Source organism: Staphylococcus sp. EG-SA-2, assembly GCF_017152085.1.
In genome coordinates, this window is record NZ_JACYHC010001066.1 from 1 (window position 1) to 753 (window position 753).

The following is a 753-nucleotide window of genomic DNA, read 5'->3' on the forward strand; positions in this document are numbered from 1 at the left end:
CTGGTGCTGCAGATTGGGTTAGTGATGGTGCATTTTCAGATTATGCGGATTCAATACAAAAACAAGGTTATGACGTTAAAGCTATTGATGGTCATTCGAACATAACAGAAGCAAGTTTGAAAAGTTCCAAAATATTTGTAATTCCTGAGGCTAACATTCCTTTCAAAGAATCAGAACAGGCAGCAATTGTTAACTATGTGAAACAAGGTGGCAATGTTGTCTTTATTTCAGATCATTACAATGCTGACCGAAATTTAAATCGTATTGATTCATCGGAGGCAATGAATGGTTATCGACGTGGAGCATATGAAGATATGTCGAAAGGTATGAATGCAGAAGAAAAAAGCTCTACTGCAATGCAAGGTGTGAAAAGTTCAGATTGGTTATCTACAAACTTTGGCGTACGTTTTCGATATAATGCACTAGGTGATTTAAATACGAGCAATATTGTTTCTTCAAAAGAAAGTTTCGGTATTACTGAAGGTGTGAAATCTGTCTCTATGCATGCCGGATCGACATTAGCAATTACTAATCCAGAGAAAGCAAAAGGTATTGTGTATACACCAGAACAATTGCCAGCGAAAAGTAAATGGTCACATGCTGTAGATCAAGGTATTTATAATGGTGGCGGTAAAGCAGAAGGCCCCTATGTAGCAATTTCTAAAGTTGGAAAAGGTAAAGCAGCATTTATCGGTGATTCATCACTTGTGGAAGATAGTTCGCCCAAATATGTAAGAGAAGATAATGGAGAAA

Annotated in this window: 1 pseudogene; it reads left to right on the plus strand. The window is 37.2% G+C overall.

Going from position 1 to position 753, the window contains the following annotated elements:
• A pseudogene (locus IDG60_RS27905) lies at positions 1-753 on the plus strand (DNA-binding protein); the annotation flags it as partial.